Annotated in this window: 19 protein-coding genes; 10 read left to right on the top strand and 9 right to left on the bottom strand. The window is 71.1% G+C overall.

All coding sequences use genetic code 11. The annotated features are described in order from the left end of the window. Nucleotides 1-21 precede the first annotated feature (21 nt). Complete coding sequence (locus tag AC3CBB_RS13295; protein WP_488624958.1) at nt 22-858, bottom strand: HAD-IIA family hydrolase; 837 nt, start codon at nt 856-858, stop codon at nt 22-24. A gap of 42 nt (nt 859-900) precedes the next feature. On the opposite strand from AC3CBB_RS13295, the gene AC3CBB_RS13290 reads away from it, so the two are divergent. The 6 genes from AC3CBB_RS13290 (at nt 901) to AC3CBB_RS13265 (ending at nt 6,904) form a co-directional block, all read left to right on the top strand. Beyond that, nucleotides 901-1,587 (top strand): TrmH family RNA methyltransferase, encoded by a 687-nt coding sequence (locus AC3CBB_RS13290; RefSeq protein ID WP_488624957.1) that lies wholly within the window; start codon nt 901-903, stop codon nt 1,585-1,587. Nucleotides 1,588-1,612: 25 nt separating this feature from the next. Continuing rightward, the gene (locus AC3CBB_RS13285) at nt 1,613-2,023 is read left to right on the top strand and encodes a DUF3151 domain-containing protein (protein WP_123505689.1); all 411 of its coding nucleotides are present in this window, start codon (nt 1,613-1,615) and stop codon (nt 2,021-2,023) included. Between the two features lie 198 nt (nt 2,024-2,221). Further along, nucleotides 2,222-3,256, top strand: coding sequence for a glycosyltransferase (locus AC3CBB_RS13280; RefSeq protein ID WP_488624956.1), 1,035 nt, complete (start codon nt 2,222-2,224; stop codon nt 3,254-3,256). Then, nucleotides 3,253-4,464, top strand: coding sequence for a polysaccharide biosynthesis protein (locus AC3CBB_RS13275; RefSeq protein WP_488624955.1), 1,212 nt, complete (start codon nt 3,253-3,255; stop codon nt 4,462-4,464). The genes AC3CBB_RS13280 and AC3CBB_RS13275 overlap by 4 nt, the downstream gene beginning before the upstream one ends. Continuing rightward, nucleotides 4,461-5,777, top strand: a complete 1,317-nt coding sequence (locus AC3CBB_RS13270) for an O-antigen ligase family protein (protein WP_488624954.1) — start codon at nt 4,461-4,463, stop codon at nt 5,775-5,777. Before AC3CBB_RS13275 ends, AC3CBB_RS13270 begins: the two co-directional genes overlap by 4 nt. Beyond that, nucleotides 5,774-6,904, top strand: coding sequence for a glycosyltransferase (locus AC3CBB_RS13265; protein ID WP_488624953.1), 1,131 nt, complete (start codon nt 5,774-5,776; stop codon nt 6,902-6,904). Before AC3CBB_RS13270 ends, AC3CBB_RS13265 begins: the two co-directional genes overlap by 4 nt. Before the next feature lie 81 nt (nt 6,905-6,985). Here the strand turns inward: AC3CBB_RS13265 and AC3CBB_RS13260 are convergent, their stop codons facing one another. The 7 genes from AC3CBB_RS13260 to AC3CBB_RS13230 form a co-directional block, all read right to left on the bottom strand. Further along, nucleotides 6,986-7,573: an arsenate reductase/protein-tyrosine-phosphatase family protein gene (locus AC3CBB_RS13260; RefSeq protein WP_488624952.1), complete on the bottom strand. Its 588-nt coding sequence runs from the start codon at nt 7,571-7,573 to the stop codon at nt 6,986-6,988. Then, nucleotides 7,570-9,003, bottom strand: a complete 1,434-nt coding sequence (locus tag AC3CBB_RS13255; protein WP_488624951.1) for a tyrosine-protein kinase domain-containing protein — start codon at nt 9,001-9,003, stop codon at nt 7,570-7,572. The genes AC3CBB_RS13260 and AC3CBB_RS13255 overlap by 4 nt, the downstream gene beginning before the upstream one ends. Before the next feature lie 121 nt (nt 9,004-9,124). Beyond that, on the bottom strand, nt 9,125-10,180 hold the full coding sequence (locus tag AC3CBB_RS13250; RefSeq protein ID WP_488624950.1) for a glycosyltransferase family 4 protein: 1,056 nt from the start codon (nt 10,178-10,180) through the stop codon (nt 9,125-9,127). Further along, nucleotides 10,177-11,319, bottom strand: a complete 1,143-nt coding sequence (locus AC3CBB_RS13245) for a glycosyltransferase (protein ID WP_199738229.1) — start codon at nt 11,317-11,319, stop codon at nt 10,177-10,179. The genes AC3CBB_RS13250 and AC3CBB_RS13245 overlap by 4 nt, the downstream gene beginning before the upstream one ends. Nucleotides 11,320-11,448: 129 nt before the next feature. Continuing rightward, on the bottom strand, nt 11,449-13,563 hold the full coding sequence (locus AC3CBB_RS13240; RefSeq protein WP_488624949.1) for a YhgE/Pip family protein: 2,115 nt from the start codon (nt 13,561-13,563) through the stop codon (nt 11,449-11,451). Between the two features lie 16 nt (nt 13,564-13,579). Then, nucleotides 13,580-14,242 carry a P-loop NTPase family protein gene (locus AC3CBB_RS13235; protein WP_488624948.1) on the bottom strand — a complete coding sequence of 221 codons (663 nt, stop codon included), beginning with the start codon at nt 14,240-14,242 and terminating at the stop codon, nt 13,580-13,582. Next, on the bottom strand, nt 14,239-14,880 hold the full coding sequence (locus tag AC3CBB_RS13230; RefSeq protein ID WP_488624947.1) for a TetR/AcrR family transcriptional regulator: 642 nt from the start codon (nt 14,878-14,880) through the stop codon (nt 14,239-14,241). Before AC3CBB_RS13230 ends, AC3CBB_RS13235 begins: the two co-directional genes overlap by 4 nt. A gap of 218 nt (nt 14,881-15,098) precedes the next feature. Between AC3CBB_RS13230 and AC3CBB_RS13225 the strand changes: the two genes are divergently transcribed. Further along, on the top strand, nt 15,099-16,265 hold the full coding sequence (locus AC3CBB_RS13225; RefSeq protein WP_488624946.1) for an RtcB family protein: 1,167 nt from the start codon (nt 15,099-15,101) through the stop codon (nt 16,263-16,265). Nucleotides 16,266-16,365: 100 nt separating this feature from the next. Here AC3CBB_RS13225 and AC3CBB_RS13220 read toward each other — a convergent pair whose 3' ends face one another. Further along, nucleotides 16,366-17,100, bottom strand: coding sequence for an endonuclease/exonuclease/phosphatase family protein (locus tag AC3CBB_RS13220; RefSeq protein WP_123505676.1), 735 nt, complete (start codon nt 17,098-17,100; stop codon nt 16,366-16,368). A gap of 123 nt (nt 17,101-17,223) precedes the next feature. Here AC3CBB_RS13220 and AC3CBB_RS13215 point away from each other — a divergent pair, with 123 nt between their 5' ends. From AC3CBB_RS13215 to AC3CBB_RS13205, 3 genes are read left to right on the top strand one after another with little or no spacing between them, the layout of a single operon-like run. Beyond that, entirely contained in the window at nt 17,224-17,643 is a 420-nt protein-coding gene (locus AC3CBB_RS13215; protein WP_123505675.1) for a fluoride efflux transporter FluC, read from the top strand. After that, entirely contained in the window at nt 17,643-18,023 is a 381-nt protein-coding gene (locus AC3CBB_RS13210; protein ID WP_488626749.1) for a fluoride efflux transporter FluC, read from the top strand. Before AC3CBB_RS13215 ends, AC3CBB_RS13210 begins: the two co-directional genes overlap by 1 nt. A gap of 40 nt (nt 18,024-18,063) precedes the next feature. Next, nucleotides 18,064-19,644, top strand: a complete 1,581-nt coding sequence (locus AC3CBB_RS13205) for a Na+/H+ antiporter (RefSeq protein ID WP_488624945.1) — start codon at nt 18,064-18,066, stop codon at nt 19,642-19,644. The last annotated feature ends 3 nt before the right edge of the window (nt 19,645-19,647 follow it).

The following is a 19,647-nucleotide window of genomic DNA, read 5'->3' as shown; positions in this document are numbered from 1 at the left end:
CGCTGGGCGCTCGTGAGAACGTCAGAGGTTGCCGTCGGCGTCACCGAGGTCGTACGCGACAGGCTCGGTGCGGACCAGCTCGTGCACCCCGGCCAGGATCTCGGTCGGACGGAACGGGTAGCGGTCGATCTCGGCCTGGTCGCTGATCCCGGTCATCACGAGGATGGTGTGGAGGCCCGCCTCGATGCCGGCGATGATGTCGGTGTCCATGCGGTCGCCGATCATGGCCGTGTTCTCGGAGTGGGCGCCGATCCTGTTCATCGCCGATCGGAACATCATCGGGTTCGGCTTGCCGACGACGTAGGGCTCCTTGCCCGTGACCTTCGTGATCATGGCCGCGATGGCGCCGGTCGCAGGCAGGATGCCCTCGGCGCTGGGGCCGGTGGCGTCGGGATTCGTGACGATGAAACGCGCGCCGCCCATGATGAGGCGGGCCGCCTTCGTGATCGCCTCGAACGAGTAGTTGCGCGTCTCGCCGACGACGACGTAGTCGGGCGCGGTCTCGGTCATGATGAAGCCGGCCTCGTGGAGGGCCGTGGTCATGCCGGCTTCGCCGATGACGAAGGCCGAGCCGCCCGGCATCTGCGAGCGGCAGAAGTCGGCGGTGGCGAGAGCCGAGGTCCAGATGCGGTCTTCGGGCACTTCGAGGCCGGACGCCCGGAGGCGGGCCGAGAGGTCGCGGGGCGTGAAGATCGAGTTGTTCGTCAGGACGAGGTACGGCGTGCCCGCGTTCTGCCACTGCCGGATCAGGTCGGCGGCGCCGGGCAGCGCCTGCTTCTCGTGGACGAGGACGCCGTCCATGTCGGTGAGCCAGCATTCGATCTCGTCGCGCGTCGCGGAGGCTGTGGCTGAAGGCATAGTCGAAGAGTAGCGGGAGGTGGTTACTGCGAGACTGAGGCCGTGACCGAACAGCCCGAGGCCAGCCCGGAGAGAACGACCAGTCCCGAGAGAACGACCAGCCCGGAGCGGACCACCAGCCCCGAGCAGACGACGCACGGTGTCGGCCCGTGGGCGGGCGAGCACCCCGACGATCCTCGCTTCGACCCGAGGCTGCTCGACGAGGGCGACACGCGCAACGTCATCGACCGCTACCGGTACTGGTCGATGGAGGCGATCGTCGCTGACATCGACGCCCATCGGCACCCGTTCCACGTGGCCATCGAGAACTGGCAGCACGACCTCAACATCGGCTCGATCGTGCGCAGCGCCAACGCCTTCGCGGCCGACACCGTCCACATCATCGGCCGCCGCCGCTGGAACAAGCGCGGCGCGATGGTGACCGATCGGTATCAGCACGTCGTGAACCACCCGGACGTAGAGACCTTCATCGCCTGGACGAGGGAGCGCGGCATCCCCGTGCTCGCCATCGACAACGTCGACGGCTCTGTGCCGATCGAGACGTACGACCTCCCGGCAGAGTGCGTGCTGCTGTTCGGTCAGGAGGGGCCGGGCCTGTCGCCCGAGGCGATCGCGGCCTCCGACGCCGTGCTCGAGATCGTCCAGTTCGGCTCGACTCGGAGCATCAACGCTTCGGCCGCCGCCGCGGTCGTCATGCACGCCTGGGTACTGCAGCACGTGAAGTTCTGACAGCCGCCGCCGCTAGCGTTGCCTCATGTCCTCCACGAACCTGCTCGGCATTCCCGAGACGCTCCTCCCCGCTGAACCCGACGTGCTCGCCGCGCTCGAGGCCGGCACGCCTCTGGTCGAGATCGTGACCGCGCATCCGTCGTCGTCGCTCGCCTGGGCTCTCCTTTCCGACGAGGCGGCAGCGGCCGGTGGGCGTGACCTCGAGGCGTACGCGTATGCGCGCGTCGGCTATCACCGCGGACTCGACTCGCTCCGCAAGGCCGGCTGGCGCGGCCAGGGCCCTGTGCCGTGGGCGCACGAGCCGAATCGCGGTGTCCTCCGGTCGCTGTTCGCACTGCGTCGCGGCGCCACGGCCATCGGCGAGACCGAGGAGGTCACCCGTCTGACGACGTTCCTGAACGACTCCGACCCCGAGGCGCTCGCGCACCTCCAATAGCACCTGAACCACCCTTGCCGGATTTGATATTTTGCATTAGATTTGGTGAAGCGACGCAGGGTCGCCAACCGAACGACCGAGCCCGACCGGTCGAGAATGCGAGATCAACCGGTGAGTTCGCCGCTTCGAGTGCTCCAGTACGGCGTCCACGATCGTGCGTACCCGCGCAATTCACGAATTCGTCGCTACCTGGAGTCCGTGGACGGCGTCGAGGTCCGGGTGGTCGAGCGAGCGAGGTCGGGCGGCCGGGTCCGGCGGGCCCTGGCCGACCTGACTGGCCTGTGGCAAGGCTCGAACGGTGCGGCGATCATCCTCCTGTCCGAGTTCCGGCTCACCCACGCCCCACTTGTCCGTGTCGTCGCGCGCCTCCGCCGGGCGCGCGTCATCGTCGACGGATTCGTCGGCCTGCACGAGACGGCAGTCGGCGATTGGGGCTCCGTCCGCCCGGAGTCTCGGCGTGCCCGCCGTCTCGCGGCTGCCGATCGACGGGCCCTTGCGGCGGCCGACCTCTTCCTCATCGACACCGAGGTCCGGGCGTCGCAACGGCGCGGGGTTGCGCCGCGCGGGGCTGTACCGCGCAGGGCTGTGTTCCGCAGGGCTGTGTCCCGCAGGAGCGCGCACATCCGCGTCCTCCCCCTCCCCGTCGGCGCCCCCGCCTGGGCCGTCCACCGTCCGCCGTCGCCGACCTCCCGCCTCCGCATCCTCTACTACGGCAACTACATCCCGCTCCACGGGCTCGACCTGGTCGCGGAGGCCCTCGACGAGCTGCACGGCCGACGCGATTTCGAGGTGACCTTCCTCGGCAGCGGGGCACGACGCGAGGCTTTCGAGGCCCGGGCCGCCGCGAGCGCCTGGTCGCCCCGCGCGACGTTCTGCGACCCCGTGCCCGAGGCGGAGCTCGCCGACCGTATCGCCGACGCGACCGTGGTGCTGGGCGTTTTCGGAGACTCCGACAAGGCCCGCTCGGTCGTGGCCAACAAGGTCTGGCAGGGGCTCGCCTGCGGTCGCACCGTCGTCACGCAGGCCGGAGAGGCGCTCGCCGATGTGCCGCCCGCGGTGCGCGAGCTGCTCGTCGAGACCGAGCCGGGCTCGGCCCAGGCGCTCGCGGAGGCTCTCTCCCGAGTCCCGCTCAGCCCGTCGCCCGTCGCACCTCGCGCCAGCGTGCTCGTCGAGGAGCACGTCGGGGCCCGCTTCGCACCCCTCGGCGACTGGGTGAGCGAGGTGCGCCGGTGACCCGCCGCCAGCTCCGCGACATCGCCCTCTACGTGCTCGCGCCCCTCCTGGGCGGCCTGACCCCGCTCGCCGTGATCCCCGCAGTCACCTCCACCGCGGGTGCCGACGGCTGGGCGAGCGTCGCGGTGGCGCTCGCCGTCGGAGTGGCGCTGTCGGTCGTCGCCGAGCTCGGCTGGACCATCGTCGGTCCGCAGCGGGTGGCCCGTGATCGAGCTGGCGCGCTGGGCCTCTACGACGCAGCCTTCGCGTCGAGGCTCGCCGCGGTCGCCGTGCTGGGTCCGGTGGCCTCGGTCGTCACGGCCTCGCTCGTCGACTCCCACCGGCCGGCGGCAGCTCTGCTCGCATTCGCCGTGGTCGCCGCCTCCCTCAACCCGACCTGGTACTTCATCGGCACCGGCCAGCCTGTCCTGATCGTGGTGTGCGAGACGGTGCCGCGCGTGGCGCTGACGCTGTTCGCCGCGTTCGCCATCGCCGACGGCGCACCCCTCGAGGTCTACGGAGGCGCTCTGCTCGCCGGGGTGCTGGCGTGCTGGGCGCTGGCGGTGTGGCTCGGCCGACTGCCCGCAGCCCCGTCACGGCCGGCGTGGGCTGCGGTGCCCCAGACCCTGCGGGAGCAGGGCGTGCTGCTCGCCGGTCGCGGGATCACCACTGTCTACAAGTCGCTGCCCATCGTGCTCGTCGGGCTCGCAGCGCCCTCCGCCGTCGCTGCCTACGGCGCCGTCGACCGGCCCCTGCGCATGGGGCTCGTCGTGCTCGCAGCTGTCCCGAACCGCCTGCAGGCGTGGGTCGGCCACCCCGAGAGGCACCATCGCGTGCGGCGCGCCCGCCAGTCGATCGGGCTCAACGCCGCGCTCGGACTCGTGGCCGGGCTGGTGTTCGCCGTCGCCATGCCGTGGCTGAGCCCGTGGCTCTTCAGCGGCGTCGTCACCTTCTCGGCCGCCGCCGCGATCTGGGGCGGCGTGCTCGTCGCCGTCATCTCGCTGTCGCGCGGGCTGGGCCTGGCCCTGGTGGCCGACGACCGTGCAGGGACGACCACGTGGGCCTCCGTGGCGGCGGCTGCGGTCGCGGTCGTCGGAGTGCCGGTCGGGGCCGTGTCGGCTGGAGTGGCCGGCGCGCTCGCCGGGCTCGTCGTCGCGGAGACGGCCGGCGTCGTCGTCCAGGCCCTCGCGCTCCGGGCGCGGGTCGACGCGCGGGCGGTGGCCGCATGACGATGCTCCTCGTCGCCGCGCTGGGGCTCGCCGCACTCCTCGCCGGCCTCGCCCTCACGACGATCGTGCCGCGTGACGCCCGGCTCGGCGTCACGCTGGCGCTCGGCGTGGGTCTCCTATTCGGCGCCACCTCTCGGAACGTCCCGGAGACGATTCGCGACGGCACGCTGATCGTCGCGACGGTCGCAGTCCTGATCGCCGCGCTGCTGTCGCCTCGACCCCTGCACTCGCGTCGGGCTCCGTTCGGCGTCCTCGCCGCGTTCTTCACCGTCATGGTCGTCACGACCCTGGCCATGAACCCCGAGGCGCAGAATCTCGTGGTCCGGATCAGCGTCGTGTCCATCGCCTTCGCCTTCGCAGCGGGCCGGCTGGAGCGCCGCGGTCTCGCCGTCTTGCTCGACGGGCTGATCCTGCTCGCGGTGATCGAGGCCGTGCTGGGCGCCATCGAGTTCTTCGTCACCGGCGAGCCGATCCCGTGGGGCCGTCGCGTCGCGGAAGACGGCTCATTCTTCAACGACACCAACAAGCTTCTCGGCGGTTCGTCCCTGCGCGTGCAGGGCACGACAGAGCACCCGATCCCGTATGCCGTGGTGCTGCTCGTCGGCGCTCTCGCCCTCGGCACCCGGTGGGCCGCGCACGCGTCTCTCCTCCGTGTCGCGGCAGTCGCGCTGATCGGCCTCGGCCTGGTGCTGTCCGGGACGCGGAGCGCCATCGTCGCTCTGGCACTCGGCGGCGCCTACCTGGTGCTGTCGTCCGAGGCGTCGACTCGGGTGCTCCGGGTGACTGCGGTGGCGCTCGGCGGCCTGGTCGGGGCTGCCGTCTTCCTGCCCGTGATCGCCGATGCCGTGTCGACGCTCCTGTCGTCGGGGTCGTACGAGAACCGCGCCGGCGCCCTCGAGTCCGTGCCGCGCCTCCTCGGCCAGGACTTCGCGCACGTCCTTCTGGGCAACGGCGCCGGAAGCGAGCCTGGCCTGTATGCGAACGGACTTCTGCCGCAGACGGGTTTCCAGAACGTCGACAACCAGCTCGTGACGAGCCTGGCTACGACCGGCGTCCTCGGCGCGAGCCTCTTGATCGCGGCGTTCCTGACCGGTTTCGCGTCCGCCGCGCGGCCCGGTCGCGTCCTGATCCTCGCGCTGGCTACGATGTTGTTCTCCTTCGACTACCTCGCGTGGAGCTCGATGGCGGCAGTGATGGCCGTGGCGATCTGCCTGCCTCGACACGATGGCGAACCTGCTCCGTCCCGGAGCACCACGAAGGCGGCCGGGCTCACCTCGGCCTCGAAGAACCGACTGGAGTCGACCCGCCTATGAGCCGAAACCCCTCGACGACGACCGCCCCGACGCCGACGGCAGCGATAGTCGGCACCCGCGGCTACCCCAGCTACTACGGCGGATTCGAGACTGCCGTGCGCAGCCTCGCCCCCGCTCTCGTCGACGCGGGCTGGGATGTCGTCGTCTACGGCCGCCCCGGCTCCACGCGCGACGACGACCCGGGTCGCGACGACCGGGTCCGCACGGTCGTGACCCGCGGTTCCGAGACGAAGTCTCTCTCGACGCTGACGTACGGCTTCACCTCGGCCGTTCACGCGATGCTCCACAAGCCCGACGCCGCGTTGATCATGAACGTCGCGAACGGCTTCTGGCTGCCGCTCTTCCGGCTGCGCGGAATCCCCACGCTCGTCAACGTCGACGGGATCGAGTGGGAGCGCGCCAAGTGGGGCCGGCTCGCCAAGACCGTCTTCAAGGGCGGCGCCTGGTTCACGGCGAGATTCGCCGACCGCCTCGTCTGCGACGCCGTCGAGATCGCACGCCGCTGGCGCCAGAGCTACGGCGTCGACGGCGTTTTCATCCCGTACGGCGCCGAAGACCCGGGCGCTCTGTCGATCGCGCCCGGACTGACCGAGCGCCAGTACGCGCTCGTCGTCGCGCGCTTCGTCCCCGAGAACACCGTCGGCGAGTTCTTCGAGGCCGTCGACCTCCTCGCTGCCGACCACGACGTCGTGATCGTCGGATCCAGCGGCTACGGCGGCGAGCTCGACGATAAGGCGGCGGCCCTGGCCGCGAAGCACGAGCGCGTGCAGTGGCTCGGCCACGTCAGCGACGACCGTCGCCTGCTCGCGCTCTGGCAGCACGCCGGCGCCTACTTCCACGGCCACAGTGTCGGCGGCACCAACCCGGCTCTCGTCCAGGCGATGATGTGCGGTGCGCCGACAGTGGCCCGCGACACGGTCTACAACCGCGAAGTGCTGGCCGACTCCGGCGTCTTCGTCCAGCCGACACCGCGGGGTATCCGCGATGCGATCGTCGCGCTGCTCGGCGACCCCGAGCGCCAGCAGGCGTTGAGCGCTGCGGCCCGCGAGAGGGCGCTCGCCGAGTACACCTGGGCCGGAGTCAACGGCCGCTACGAGGCTCAGCTGCGCGACCTGCTGCGCTCGTAGGCGAATTCGGTTGCGGGGCGCAGCTCCTGTCTCTGCAACCGGTCTGGCCCGAGGGGACGGCGCCCGCCCGACGAGCGGGACTCAACCCCGCAGTCGGCCCATGAGCCGCGCGACGCTGGCGGTCGCGGCATCGACGCGCAGGCGCATGGCCTCGTACACGGCGTCGCCCTGCAGGTAGGGGTCGTCGATGTCGTCGTCTGAGGGAGACGGCGCAGGAACGAGCCCCCGACGCCGAGACAGGAGCGCCACCGCCGGGGCCCGCTGCGGCCCGTCGACCCCCGCCAGCCCGTCGGCGAGGTCGGCGTCGTCGAGCGAGTCGGCCAGGCGGGCGAACTCCGTCAGGGTGAACGCGATGCGGTTCGCGCGAGGCCAGGTCAGCACAGTGTCGCGGCGGTGGTCGCGAGTGAGCGCGAGGATCAGGTCGGCATCGCTGGCGATCGCTCGATCGAGCTGTCTCGCCTCGTGGCCCTCGGTGGTGAACCCGGAGCGGGCGGCGGCTGCCTCGGTCTCGGGTGTGGCGGGGGCGCCGATGACGGCTCCGGTTCCGGCGCTGACCACCTCGATCTCGGGCTGGTCGCACAGAGCGCGGCGGAGAGCGTGCTCGGCGTAGGGCGACCGGCAGATGTTGCCGGTGCAGACGGTCAGGATGCGGAACGGCGCGGCGGTCACTGGCGGACCTGCCGGAGGGCCTTGCGGCTCATCCCGCCAGCCGGGATGGTCTTCTCCGGGGGCCGGCCGTAGTACTCGGAGTAGCCGCCGTACCCGTAGCCGTTGGGGCCCTTGGTGGGCAGCTTGGTCATGACGACGCCCAGTGTGCGGCTGCCGATGTTCTGGAGCAGCGTCACAGCCTCGCGGAGCTGGCCTCGCTTCGAGCTGGCCGCCGAGACGATCAGGAGCGTGCCGGTGACGATCTTGCTGAGGACTGCGGCGTCGGTGACCGGAAGGAGCGGCGGGGCGTCGATGAGCACGAAGTCGAAGTGCTCGGACAGCTGGTCGAGGGCGGCGCTCATCGCCATCGAGCCGAGCAGCTCGCTGGGGTTCGGTGGCACGCGACCGGCCGGCAGCACCGCGAGATTGCCGCGTGAGCCCCAGGGCTGGAGGGCATCGTCCATCTCGATCTGCCCGATCAGCACGTCGGTCAGTCCGACGGCGCCCTCGATGCCCATGATCTCCGCGGTGCGAGGGCGGCGGAGGTCGGCGTCGACGAGGACGACCGAGGCGCCGCTCTCGGCCAGGGCGATCGCGAGGTTGGCGGTGGTCGTCGACTTGCCCTCGGAGGGCATCGCGCTGGTCACGACGTAGCTGCGGCGACTCACGCCCGGATCGATGAAGTTGAGGTTCGTGCGGAGCGCGCGGAACGATTCGGCGCGCGGGCTGCGCGGGTCGACGTGCACGATGAGCGGATGCTTCGCAGCCTCGGGGTCGAAGCCGATTCCGCCGATGACGGGGGTGTCGGTGATGCTCGCGACGTCGGGCGCACCGTGGATGCGGGTGTCGAGCGTGTTGCGGAGGAGAGCGCCCGCAAGCCCGGCGAGGAGGCCGACGACGAAGCCGAGGGCGATGTTGACCGGGACGTTCGGCGACGCGGGCGACGTCGGTGCGACGGCTTTCTGGAACGTGGCGATGCTGACCGGCGAGGTGGAGCCGACGGCGGGAGCTTCGAGCTTTTTCGAGACGACGGTGCTGAAGCTCTTGGCGATCGCGTCGGCGGTGGAAGCGGCGCGCCCCGGATCGGTGTCGCTGACCGTGATGTCGATGTTCACCGTGTTGGGCTTCGACTGGGCCGAGACGCGACTCGCAAGCTGCATGCCGGACTCGGCGAGGCCGAGCTCTTTCACGACCGGGTCGAGCACGTCGGAGCTTGTGACGACCTGCACGTACGACCGGACCTTGGCCTGAGCCGCCGTGCTGCCCTGAGAGAGGTCGACGGCGCTGTTGTCGCCGGGCGTCTGCACCGACACGTAGAGCGTGGTCGTCGACTCGTACGTCTTCGTCGCGAGGAGCGAGAGGAGGCTGCCGCTGAGGAGTCCGAGCAGCGTGGCGGTGAGGATCAGCATCCAGCTGCGGCGGAGCAGCCGGATGAATTCAGTGAGTTCCATGGGGTCCCTGCGGTCAGTCGAGTGGTTCGGGCTGGATCGCCTCGACCGGACGGGTTGAGTCGCAGGAAGAAGCGCGGTGTGCAGTCATCAGCGTAACATGTTGGATTTGCATACGACAGGGCTAGGCGAGGATCGAGTTCAGCCGGACGGCTGCGGCATGGACCGATGCGCCGATGCTCATGGTGGAGGCGTTCGCGTGGACGTGGTCGGAGACTCGGCGCCGCAGGATCGGGTCGGCGACGAGGTCGCGCACGGCCGCGTCCCACCGAGGTGTGTCGTCCAGGGGTAGGACGAAGCGGCGGGCGAGCGCGGGGTCGGTGTAGAGGAAGGGTGCGACGCCGACCTGGTCGCTGAGGACGACCGGGAGGCCGCTCCAGGCCGCCTCGACGGCGCTCCGGCCGTACGCCTCGCGCTGGGCCGTGGATACGAACATCGACGCGTCGCGCCAGAGGTCGGCCGCGGGGCGCCAGCCGCCCCAGTCGAGCCCCGTGGGTGCCGTCGCGCGAAGCTGCGCTTCGAGCGGGCCGGCCCCGTGCAGGCGCCCGGGGATGCCCGTCCGGCGCACGAGCGAGGCGAAGTCGCCGGGGCGCTTGTCGCTGGTGAGCCGCGCCGCCCAGACCATGGGCGCATGGGCGGTGTCGCCGAACGAGCGGCGCTCGACGGGTGCGATTCCGGCCGGCACCACGTGCGCCGTGCGGGCGCGCGCGACCTGACCGGCGAGAAGCGGGGTGGTGGCCCAGACGTCGTCGGCCGCGCGGAGGGCTCGGGCCTCGAGCAGCTCGAGGGCCCGGCTTCGCAGAGCGTTCTGCTCGCCGCGCTCGGGCCACGGCAGGCCGCGGACCCAGGCGACATGTGCGGCGCCGCCGAGAGCGGGGATGCCGCGGGCGACGGCCATATCGGACTGCGAGATCAAGGTGATGACGACGTCGGCCCGCGTCGCCTCGGCGCAGGACGTGATCGCCTGGCGGATCTCGGGGAGGAGCCGCCGCCCGTGCTCGAGCATCGGCACCTCGGTCACGCCGGGGGTGGGCGCGACCTGGCCGGGGGCTCCGGGACGGACGCCGACGAGGGCGGTCCAGTCGAGGCCGGCAGCGCGGGCGGACGTCACGAGGTCGAGCGTCGAGCGGTAGACGCCGCTCCGAGCCATCAGGGGAAGGGCGAGGAGGCAGACCCTCACGCCGCGACCTCCGCCCCGAGCAGCGACAGCAGGAGGTCGTTCTTGACCCGCCACGTGGCCTCGGCCGGGAGCGGCGATGGTCGACGCGCGATTCGGTCGCCGGCCGAGGCGTGGGCGGCGATGACGTGCTCGTGCACCGAGAGGTCGCAGGCGAGGACCTCGTCGAGACCGCGATCGGTGACGCTGCAGAACGGCGTGCTCAAGACGGGGAGGCCGGCTGCTCGGTACTCGTACGTCTTGATGACGTCGCCGCCGACCTCGCCGTCGCCGACGCGGTGCGGGATCCACCCGAGGTCGAAGCGGGTCAGGAGCGCGGGGACGTCGTCGTAGTGGACGTCGCCGAGCAGCTCGACGTTGGGCAGGGCCGCCAGGGCGGGGCGGAACTCGGCGTCGAGGATCGGACCGGCGAAGACGAAGTCGACCTCGGGCAGGGCGGCGACCGTGCGGACGATGCCGTCGAGGTCGAGGCGGCGGCCGATCTTGCCGACGTAGCCGACCGTGAGCGCGCCGGTCGCGGCTGAGGTCGCGGAGAAGCGCTCCGGATCGCAGCCGTTGGGCACGAGGATCACGTCGTCGCGCCCGAACCGTCGGGCGAGCTGCTCCGTGCCGGCCCCGTTGGCCGTCACGTGGGTGGCTGCGGCGAAAGCGGCCGCGTACGCCTCCTCGACCTCGTCGCGGATCGACTCGAAGGCGTGGTGGATGCTCCAGTCGTCGAGGAGGTCGAGAACGGTGGGGCGACCGGACGCGAACGGGTTGGAGTGCTCGGGGGCCGTGGCCACGAACGGGTTCCAGACCAGGGCTGGCGTCTCGGCGTGAGCGGAGGGGATACGCGGGTAGCGATCGGCCGAGTCGACCCACCAGCGCCGGCGGCGCCGAGGGTGGGGGAGGCGCCAGGTGCCGGTCTCGACGGGGCTCGTGCCGGCGGCGAGGCCCCGGGTGCGCTTCGGACGGATCCGGTCGCGCGCGCGGAGCACCTGGGGCTCGGGGCGCGAGACGACGGCCACGCCCTCGCGGGTCGTCGCGCCGAGCCACTCGATGAAGTGGCCGTCGCGGGTGCGGTAGCCCTCGGTGAGGAGCTTCGTGGTGCCGTGCATCGGGTAGGCGAGGACGGATGCCTCAGGCCAGTTGGGAGACTCCACGGGGTCCTTTCGGGCGTACCGCGCGCGGGTTGGATGCGCAGTGTGATATTTAAACTGTAACATCACATACCCGCGAAAAGAAGGCCCACCCCGACGGATCGGAGTGGGCCCGAGGTGACGCGCGCGACGTCAGCCGATCAGCGACGGCCTCAGGTCGCGCAGCGTGCGGCGCGCCGTCATGCGGCGTGCAGCGACGAACGACAGCAGGAGCGCCCCGAGCAGCCACAGGCCGAGCACCCCGGCGTCCTGCCAGGCGCTGGCGATGTTGCCGCCGTACATCAGCTGGCGGATTCCGTCGACGGCGTAGCTCATCGGCAGGGCGAAGTGCAGCGCGGCCAGCGGCCCGGGGAGCGTCTGCCAGGGGAACGTGCCACCCGCTGTCACCAGCTGGATCAGCATCAGAACCAGGCCCAGGAACTGCCCGACGCTGCCGAGCCACACGTTCAGAGTCATGATGATCGCCGCGAAGGTCACCGACGCGAGCACCATCAGGCCGACCATCGGCACAGGGTTCACGACGTCGAACCCGAGCGCGAACTTCACGATCGCGAAGAGGGCGAGCATCTGAACGAGTCCCAGCACGGCCGGCGACAGCCAGCCGGCCAGAGTGATGCGCCCCGGCGCCCGGATGGCTGTGATGGCGCGCTTCGAGATCGGCTTGATGATGAGGAACAGTGCGTACATGCCGATCCACGCCGCCAGGCTGATGAAGAACGGGGCGAGGCCCGCGCCGTAGTTGCCTGCGCTGGCGATGGACGAGTCGCGGATCGAGACCGGGTCGGCAATGGCCGCGGCCTGCTTGTCGCGGCTGGCGGCCGTGGTGGCCGGGATCTGCTTGACGCCGTCCTCCAGGCCGGAGGTGAGTTTCGACGAGCCCGAGACGAGGTCGGCGGCTCCGGCGTCGAGCTTCGTGAGGCCCGACGACAGCGAGGCGGCGCCGGTCGACGCGGTCGCCGCTCCGGACGCGAGCTGCGACGACCCGTCGGCGGCGGTGGCGATGCCGTTCGTCAGGGCCGGGGCGGCGGCGCTCAGCTGGGCGGCTCCGGCGTCGAGCCGGGAGATGCCGTCGGCGAGGGCCGGGGCCGAGCCGGACAGCGTCTGGGCGCCGGCGGCGACCTGGGCGCTGCCGGTGGCGAGTTCCTGCGTCGATGTCTGCAGGGTGGCCAGCTGCTTCTCGGCCGCGCTCGCGGCGGTGGTGAGCCGCGAGGCGCTCGCCGTGTTCGAGGCGGTGAGGAGGCCCTGGAGGGCGGTCTTCTGGGCGTCCGTGAGGTTCGTGGCCGCGGCGATCTGGTCGAAGCCCTGCTGCTGCGCCTGCTGTGCGGCGGCGAGCTGGGCGGGCAGGGCGGCGACGGTGGCGAGAGCGATCGCGTGCTGGTCGGCAGCCTTCGTCGCGAGCTTCGCGTTGCCCTCGGCCACCTTCTGAGCGCCGGCGTTCAGACTCGCCGCGTCGGCCGGCAGCGAGGCCGTCTGCGACGTCAGCGTGTCGAGGCCGCTCGTCAGCTGCGCGGTCTGCGCGGGGAGTGCGGCCGTCGACGACTTCAGAGTCTGCAGGCCGTCGTTCAGGGATGCTGCTCCCGTCGACAGCTCCGACGTTCCCGAGGCGAGATCCCGGGCGCCGACCTTGGCGCTGTCGAGTCCTGACTTGAGCGATTTCGCACCCGAGGTGACCTTCGAGGATCCGTCGGCGGCGCCCGAGATGTTCGAGCGCACGTCGTTGAGGCCGACGAGCAGCGTCTTCGCTGCCGTCTTGCCCACCTCGGCGGTGATCGTCGCACGGATCGTCTTGCCCGCCTGATCGGCGATCGTCGACGAGAGGTAGCTCGTGGTGTCGTTCGTGGTCAGCTGGATCTTCGCGGCCGTGGGGTCGGTCGTCGACGCCGACGACAGGTCGGACGAGAACGACTTCGGGATCGAGAAGACGAAGTTGTAGGTCTCGTCTTTGATGCCCTTGTCGGCGGTGGCCTGCGAGACGACGTGCCAGTCGAAGTCCTTGCCGTCGACCAGCTGCTTGGTGATCGTGTCGCCGTAGTCGACGGCGCTGCCGTCGGCATCGGTCGCGCCGGCGTCGTTGTTCACGATCGCCGCCGGGATGTGGTCGAGCTTGGCGTACGGGTCTTGGTTGGCCCAGAGGTACATGCCGCCGTAGAGGAGCGGCACGCACATGAGCGCGACGAAGGCGAGACGGGCGAGCGACGAGGCGGTGAGCCGCTTCAGCTCGGTGCGGACGAGGGCGAAGGTCTTCATGAGGATGCTTTCGGGGTCAGACGGCCGGGTTCGCGTCGACGCCGTCGTCGACCGGGAGCTGTTCGGTGGGTTCTTCACGAGCAGGCAGGAGCTGGTTCACATGCAGCGCTGCCGCGACGCCGGTCACGAGCAGCACGGTGAAGCCGCGCGCCGAGAGATCTTCGACGACCCGGAACCAGCGCTCGGTGTCGCCGCCGTGGCGTTCCGGCGACGTGATGATCAAGCCCTTCACGCCCGGGCGCAGCGCTGCGAGCTCACTGAGCAGGCGCACGCGGGCCTCGGTGGGCAGGTTCTTGAGGCGGGTCTCGTCGTGCTCGGCGAGGCCGACGGTGTCGAGGAAGTCGCGGGCACTGTCGGCGTTTCCGCGGAGGCCGGCCAGGGCGAGGTCTTCCTGGACGACGGTGCGGACCATCAGGTCGGCGAACGGCTCGGCGACGCTCGGGGTGTCGACCAGGGCGAACGTCTCGCGGATGCGTGCTGCGTCGTCGACCCCGTCGATCAGGACGCGTCCGGTGTCGGGGCGCATGCGGCCGCCGGCGATGAGCGAGGCGAGCGTCGGGGCGCCTTCGGTCTCGACCGCGACGACGCCCGGCACGCGGGTGGACGCGGACGCGGAGATCGCCGGCAGGGGAGCGCCGGGGCCATCGCCGAGGCCGACGGCTTCGAGTGTGAGGTTCATGCGTGTGCCTTCTGGATCGTGGTCAGGATGGCCGTCGCGTCGGCCTGGCCGAAGCCGACCATCGCGAGGACGGAGAGCACGACGAGCCGCCGCCCCTCCGACGTCGACATCGGGTGGCGGGTCGACTCGTCGAGCACCGAGATCGCGGCGCTCTCGACGAGGCGTGCCAGGCGTCCGACCTCGATGTCGGTGCGGAACGAGCCATCGGCCACTCCGCGCGCGACGATGCGGAGCACGTGCCGACGGAGCGGAAGCAGGGCGTCGCCGACGAGATGAGCGTGCGGGCCGCGCACGGTCATGAGGGCCATCGACCTGACGTGGTCGACCTCATCCCACAGTCGTGCGCCCACGAGGGCCAGATCCGTCGCAGGAACTCGCGGCTCCTCGTCGGGGGCACCCGTGAGCATCGCGCGGTTGATCCTCGCCGCGCCGTGGAGGGCCACCTCGGCGAGGAGGGCGTCGCGGGTCGCGAAGTGACCGTAGAAGGCGCGGCGCGAGAGCCCCGCCTCGGTCGCCACGGCTTCCAGAGACGCGCTCGGGTCGGCGTTCAGCACGGTCGCCGCCGCGAGGATCAGCGCCTCGCGGTTCTCCGTGGCGTCGCGCCGAGGCGCACGGATGCGGGGCGTGGTGAGGGGCATGGCACGAGTGTACGCCTAAGTTGCACGCGTGTGTGCACTTTAACTTATGGGCGAGCGCGCGCCTTCCGCGAACTCGACTAGGGTCCGGACCTTCGACACACGAAGCCCCGCACCTCAATCGAGGCCCGGGGCTTCTCTCATTTCTCTCGTTTCTGCAGAGCGGACGGAATGCGCCTCCCCGGGTGCACTCCGCATCACCTCACAGAAACGAAAGGACCATGAAGAAGATCACCGACCGGCTCCTCAGCTGGGCGTCGATCCTGGAGCCGAACACCGAGCTCCAGGCCCGCACCACCTCGACCATGCCGTTCATCTACCCCCACCTCGCCCTCATGCCCGACGCCCACCTGGGCCTCGGCGCCACGGTCGGGTCGGTCATCCCCACGCTCGGCGCGGTCATGCCCGCGGCCGTCGGGGTCGACATCGGCTGCGGCATGATCGCCGTGAAGACGCAGTTCACCGCGACCGAGCTGCCCGACGACCGGAAGGCCGTGCGGGAGGCCATCGAGCGCGCCGTCCCCACGTCGGCCGGGTCGTACAACCGCAAGGTCGTCGCGACGGCGGAGCCGCGGGTCGCCGAGCTCGCGGCGATGGCCGAGGACGCCGGGTTCGATCCTGCGACCTACTCCGGCAAGTGGGATCTGCAGCTCGGGTCGCTCGGATCGGGCAACCACTTCATCGAGGTCAGCCTCGACGAGAACGACGACGTGTGGCTCTTCCTGCACTCGGGAAGCCGCGGCGTGGGCAACAAGATCGCGCAGAAGCACATCGCCGTCGCCAAGGCAGCGATGACGAAGTGGTGGATCGAGCTGCCCGACCCCGACCTCGCCTACCTGGTCGAAGGCACGAAGGAGTTCTCGAGCTACATCGCCGAGCTGAAGTGGGCGCAGCACTTCGCACTGCTCAACCGCGAGGAGATGATGGACCGCGTCGTGCGGCAGTTCTCGGACTGGGTCGGCGCCCCTGTCACCGAGCTCGAGCGGATCAACACGCATCACAACTTCACGCAGAAGGAGCAGCACTTCGGCAAGAGCGTCTGGCTCTCGCGGAAGGGCGCGATCTCTGCGCGCAAGGGGGAGGCGGGCCTGATCCCCGGGTCGATGGGCACCGCGTCGTACGTCGTCGAGGGCCTCGGCAACCCGGTCGCGCTCGAGTCGTCGCCGCATGGCGCCGGCCGGCAGTTCTCGCGGTCGAAGGCGCGCAGGACCTTCACGCACGACCAGCTGCGGGAGGCCATGCTCGGGATCGAGTACCGCGACACCGACGCGTTCCTCGACGAGATCCCGGCGGCGTACAAGCCGATCGACCAGGTGATGGCGGATGCTGACGAGCTCGTGTCGATCCGGCACACGCTGCGGCAGATCGTCAACGTGAAGGGCGACTGACAGAAGGAAGAGAGCCGGGCGCACGGATCAGGTGTGCGCCCGGCAGGGGGCCGGGGCAGCGCGCACGGATCAGGTGTGCGCGCGGCCCCGGAGACGACCGCTAGCTCGGGAAGCTGGCGGTGGCGACGATCGGCAGGTGGTCGGACTTGCCGCGGGGGAGGACGCGGACTGGTCCGACGAGCAGCCCGCGGGCCGCGACGAGGTCGAACCTGCCGCGGAGGACTCCGAAGCGGCGGTAGGTGTCGTCCGCCGCGAGCGACAGGGTGTGGCCGGTCGAGGCGAGCATGCGGCGGAGCGAGCCCACGCCGACGGGGTAGTTGAAGTCGCCGATGAGGAGGGTGGGCAGCCCTCCGCCGAGCGAGTCGAGCAGGGTGTGCGCCTGGCGCACCTGGCGGCGGCGCAGGCCGTTGCCGGCGGTGAGCGGCGACGCGTGGAACGAGCCGACGACGAACCGCCGACCCGAGAACCGGTCGAAGAGGCGAGCTGAGACGAGGCGGTGCGGCGTGGGTCCGTGCATCCGGTCGTGAACCGAGCGCCCGAGGCGGTCGACGCGGGCGTCCTCGACGACGAACCGGTCGCTGTGGCCGTAGACGGCGAGGCCGAGGCGGCCGTTCGAGGTCGCCACGAGGCTCGAGAGCCGGCCGATCGAGTCGGGCAGCTGCTCGGTCCGGGCCTCCTGGAGGAAGAGCAGGTCGACGCTCTCAAAATCGACCAGCGGCTCGAGCTCGTCGGCGGCGCGGTGCTTCCACAGGTTGTAGCTGAGGATCCCGTAGCCCGAGACGGTGCCGGAGCTGCGATGGGAGCTGGTGCATCCTGCGCTCTCGGTGTTGTTCACGGTGCGTCCCCTTCCCTGGGATGGTCGGTCTTCGTGCGTCCCGGTTCGTTCGGCGCCGTCCGCGAGAGGGTTGGGTCGCGCAATCACCCCAGAGCGAGGGCCGCGCCTGCTTGAATAGTCGCGATGACGCCCGCGCCCCCTCTCTTCCTCCGGCCGAGACTGGTCGGCCTGGTCGCTCTGGGTGGTGCCATCGGCACGGGCATCCGCGAGGCCCTCGCCCTCACCTGGCCGGCCGCGACCACCGGCTTCCCGCTCACGATCCTTCTCATCAACGTCGTGGGGTCGTTCGCGCTCGGCCTCCTGCTCGAGAGCCTCACCCGGCAAGGCGCCGATGAAGGCGGGCGCAGGAACTCGCGGCTCTTCGTCGGCACCGGCGTCCTCGGCGGCTTCACCACCTACAGCTCCTGGGTCACCGACGTCGCCACCCGCCTCGGCCCCGCACCCGGCGTCGCCCTCGCGTACGCGGCGGCGTCGCTCGTGCTCGGGCTGGTCGCCGCGCTCGCCGGGATCGCGCTCGCGGCCCGCCTGAGGCCCACCTCGTGATCGTGTTCCTTCTCGTCTGCGTGGCTGGCGGCGTCGGCGCCGCCCTGCGCTTCGTCGTCGACGGCGCGGTCCGTCAGCGGCTGGCGAGCACCCCGCTGGCGACGTTCCCCGTCGCGACCCAGGTGATCAACGTGACCGGCTCCTTCGGCCTCGGGCTCCTGACGGGGCTGGGGGCGTCGTCGGGCCTGCCGCACGACTGGGTGCTCGTGCTGGGCGGCGGCCTCATGGGCGGGTACACGACGTTCAGCACGGCGAGCGTCGAGGCCGTGCGCCTGGCCGGGCAGCGGAGGTTCGGAGCCGCAGTCGTCTACGGCGTGGGGACGCTGGTGGTCGCGACCGGCGCAGCGGCGCTCGGGGTGTGGATGGGCGGCGGGTTCTAGTTCCTGCGGCCGCCGCTGCTGGTGTGGCAGTCTCATGGCCATGGACCCCGTGACAGCGATCGCCTGGATCGTCGTGTTCGTCGTGGTGACGGTCGCCGTCACCGGGCTCTCGGGTCGGATCGGCTGGTCGGCACCCGTCACGCTCGTGCTCGTGGGCGCCATCGCCTCGTTCGTGCCGGCCGTGCCGCGCGTGACTCTCGAGCCCGACCTCGTGCTGTTCGGGCTGCTGCCTCCGCTCCTGTTCGCCGCCGCGATCCGGACGTCGCTGATCGACATCCGCGCCCGCAACGACTCGATCCTCTTGACCAGCGTCGCTCTCGTCGCCTTCACGGTCGTGGCCGTCGGCTTCGCGGCCTGGTGGCTCGTGCCCGGCATCACCCTCGCCGCCGGGCTCGCCTTCGGGGCCGTCGTCGCCCCGACCGACGCGGTCGCCGTCACCGCCGTCACCGGGAAGGTGCCGCTGCCCCGACGCGTCGTGACGATCCTCGAGGGCGAGAGCCTGCTCAACGACGCGACCGCCCTGGTCGCGCTCGACGCCGCGATCACGGCCATCACGCGGGTCGTCACGCCAGCGGACGTCGCCGGCGACTTCGTGCTGGCCGTCGTGGTCGGCGGCGGCATCGGCATGGCCGTCGGCTTCGTGCTCGGCGAGATCCGCAAGCGGCTGCACTCGGCCGTGCTCGACACCAGCCTGTCGCTCGTCACGCCGTTCATCGCCTTCCTGCCGGCGCAGCTCCTGCACGGGTCGGGCGCGCTCGCGGTGGTCGTGGCGGGCCTGTATCTCGGCTTCCGGTCGCCCGTGGTGCTCTCGGCCGAGGCCCGGGTGGCGGAGAGGCTGAACTGGAAGACGGTGCAGTTCCTGCTCGAGAATGCGGTGTTCCTCTTCATCGGGCTGAACCTCGCGGGGGTGCTCGAAGGGGTCGTGAAGAACGGGCCGGGCCTCTGGGTGACCGTCGGGATCAGCTTCGCGGTGCTGGCGGTCGTGATCGCGTCGCGGTTCGCGTGGGTGTTCTTCACGATGCTGCTGTACCGGATCGGCCCCGCGCGGGTGCGCGAGCGCGCCTGGTCGGCGGCCTCGTCGACCGTGGTCTCGGCCGCGGGTATCCGCGGCGTGGTGACTCTCGCAGCCGTGTTCCTGCTGCCCGACCAGACGCCGCAGAGGGAGCTGCTGCAGTTTCTCGCGTTCGTCGTCGTGCTCGGCACGCTGCTCCAGGCGCTGCCTCTGCCGCTGCTGATCCGGCGCGTGCACCTGCCCGCGCCGAACCTCGCGCAGGAGTGGACCGAACGGCAGCTGCTCACCGCCGAGGCGAAGCAGGCGGGGATCGAGCGGCTCGACGCCGTCCGCACCGAGGACGACGAGGAGCGAGTCGTCGAGCAGCTGCGTCGGGCCTCGAGCTTCCTCTCCGAGCAGCTCGCCGACCCGTCGCCCGCCGACCGAGAGCCGTCGCCGGTCACGTTCAGCCGCCTGCGCGGCTCCATGATCGCCGCCGAGCGCGAGGCCGTGCTGCTCGCGCGGCGCGACGGCCGCTATCAGGAGGGTGCGGTGCAGGCCGTGCTCGCCGCCATCGACGCCGAGGAGACCGCGCTGCGGGCGCGGCACCCGAAGGCGATCGGGGAGTAGACC

Source organism: Frondihabitans sp. OV104 (genome assembly GCF_057787745.1).
The sequence above is the reverse complement of the archived record's forward strand: the minus strand, read 5'-3'. Positions and strand labels throughout refer to the sequence as shown.

Bases quoted from the DNA above. Each gene is read 5' to 3' on its own strand.
- AC3CBB_RS13235 (WP_488624948.1), bottom strand. From the start codon at position 14,242: ATGAACCTCACACTCGAAGCCGTCGGCCTCGGCGATGGCCCCGGCGCT.
- AC3CBB_RS13215 (WP_123505675.1), top strand. From the start codon at position 17,224: ATGACGCCCGCGCCCCCTCTCTTCCTCCGGCCGAGACTGGTCGGCCTG.
- AC3CBB_RS13270 (WP_488624954.1), top strand. From the start codon at position 4,461: ATGACGATGCTCCTCGTCGCCGCGCTGGGGCTCGCCGCACTCCTCGCC.
- AC3CBB_RS13225 (WP_488624946.1), top strand. From the start codon at position 15,099: ATGAAGAAGATCACCGACCGGCTCCTCAGCTGGGCGTCGATCCTGGAG.
- AC3CBB_RS13230 (WP_488624947.1), bottom strand. From the start codon at position 14,880: ATGCCCCTCACCACGCCCCGCATCCGTGCGCCTCGGCGCGACGCCACG.
- AC3CBB_RS13265 (WP_488624953.1), top strand. From the start codon at position 5,774: ATGAGCCGAAACCCCTCGACGACGACCGCCCCGACGCCGACGGCAGCG.
- AC3CBB_RS13285 (WP_123505689.1), top strand. From the start codon at position 1,613: ATGTCCTCCACGAACCTGCTCGGCATTCCCGAGACGCTCCTCCCCGCT.
- AC3CBB_RS13255 (WP_488624951.1), bottom strand. From the start codon at position 9,003: ATGGAACTCACTGAATTCATCCGGCTGCTCCGCCGCAGCTGGATGCTG.
- AC3CBB_RS13240 (WP_488624949.1), bottom strand. From the start codon at position 13,563: ATGAAGACCTTCGCCCTCGTCCGCACCGAGCTGAAGCGGCTCACCGCC.
- AC3CBB_RS13205 (WP_488624945.1), top strand. From the start codon at position 18,064: ATGGACCCCGTGACAGCGATCGCCTGGATCGTCGTGTTCGTCGTGGTG.
- AC3CBB_RS13295 (WP_488624958.1), bottom strand. From the start codon at position 858: ATGCCTTCAGCCACAGCCTCCGCGACGCGCGACGAGATCGAATGCTGG.